At 39.1% G+C, this 1,554-nt stretch carries 2 protein-coding genes; both read left to right on the plus strand.

What is annotated here, in order from left to right; all coding sequences use genetic code 11:
• Positions 1 to 77: 77 nt before the first annotated feature.
• Positions 78 to 1,205, plus strand: coding sequence for a DUF1376 domain-containing protein (locus PVV65_RS09690; RefSeq protein ID WP_273790017.1), 1,128 nt, complete (start codon positions 78 to 80; stop codon positions 1,203 to 1,205).
• On the plus strand, positions 1,189 to 1,554 hold a 366-nt coding region (locus PVV65_RS09695), incomplete at its 3' end, for a hypothetical protein (protein WP_273790018.1). The genes PVV65_RS09690 and PVV65_RS09695, both read left to right, overlap by 17 nt.

The raw sequence follows: 1,554 nt of genomic DNA on the forward strand, positions 1-1,554 counted from the left end.
AGATGATGGGTTGTGGAATACGCGTGTTGAAAAAGAATTAAAAGAAGCTGCTTTTACTCAAGAGCAGGAGGGCAACTATGACGAATAAATTGCCTTGGGTACGTAATTTTTATCAAGAATGGATTATGGATTTTGCTGGTACTGATGCCACAGAAAAAGCTACTTATAGCACTCTCACTGCTTTTATGTATCGAGCAGAGGAACCAATTTATGACGACACTTCTGTTTTAGCACGCGCCGTCGGCTGCTCAATACAAGCTTTTAAAAAGTCATTAGAAAAACTCATTCGAAAAAAATTAATTCTTCAATTAGAAAACGGAAATTTATGGAGTGCACAAGTCGAAGAAGAATTAAAAAATTGCAATGAGAATTTAAATAGACTTTCAGAAAAAGCTATAAAAGCCGCAAATACTAGGAGAAATAAGCAGAAAGATAACTTATCAAAAGAACATGATGAAGTCATGACGAATTCATCACGAAGTCATGATGACATCATGATGACTTCATCACGACAACACATAAACAATAACATTAACAATATATATAAAAAAACTAAAACTATCGTTTTAGCAAAAAAAGAAATTAATTCTGAAAATTTAGAAACAAACGATTTGGTTGAAGAGCCAACAGAGGTTGATACCCTCCAAAGCCAATCAGAACAAAACGCAACATCATCAGAAAACCAACCTCCCCTTCACGAGCAAGAAAACGTTCCTAAAAAAGCCAAGCAGGTTAACACTGATCGAGGTTGTCGATTGCCTGCGGATTTTGAACCTAATTTGCAATACGCAATCGATCAAGGATTAACGCATGATGAGGCGCTGTTAGAAACCGAACGGTTCACAAATTACTGGATAGCAAACCCAGGTAAAAATGCAAACAAACGAGATTGGCAAAGGACTTGGTACAATTGGGTCACAAGCCCTATCGGAACGCTAGCAAAGAAAAAAGCAAGATTAGAACAGGAAAAACGGTTAGGTGGTTATCATGGAAAATTCACTCAGAAAACTTTCACAGAACAGCTTGCAGAAGGCTTCAACGAACTCAGAGATCATCTCTCATCTGGAGAAGATTATGGAAATGATCAGTCCGGGGTATCCATTGACGCTGAAAGCTGGGAATACATTGACGAAACAGGAGGAAGCGCAAACCTTAGATGCTTGCAATCGTCTACAAGCGTTGCTCTCTGTGAAAGCTTCAGTTAAGCAAATTGAGCAAGCTTCTTTCCTACTCTCAAGCATGAGAGTCCCTGCGAATACAGACGCCAAAGCCGTCGTTTTATCCTATGGTATGATGCTGGACCGCATTTCAGCATATGCTCTGAAAAAGGGCGTCGAAGATATCGTAACTGGTCAAGCAATTGGGATATCAAAAACATTTATGCCAACTTGTGGAGAGCTTTTAGCTTATTGCCAGACACTAGAAAATACCCTTCTTTCAGAAGCCGAAAGTGTACGTAGAGCAATTGAAAACACACGTGAGAAAGCACTCAAAGAAAAAACAGCGAAAGAGCATTTTAGACCACTAACGCTTGTTCACAAGCAAGAGCTTGAA

Source organism: Bartonella sp. ML70XJBT, from assembly GCF_028618425.1.
Taxonomy (GTDB): Bacteria; Pseudomonadota; Alphaproteobacteria; order Rhizobiales; family Rhizobiaceae; genus Bartonella.

Excerpts from the sequence above, each read along its gene's own strand:
- PVV65_RS09690 (WP_273790017.1), top strand. The coding sequence starts at position 78 with ATGACGAATAAATTGCCTTGGGTACGTAATTTTTATCAAGAATGGATT.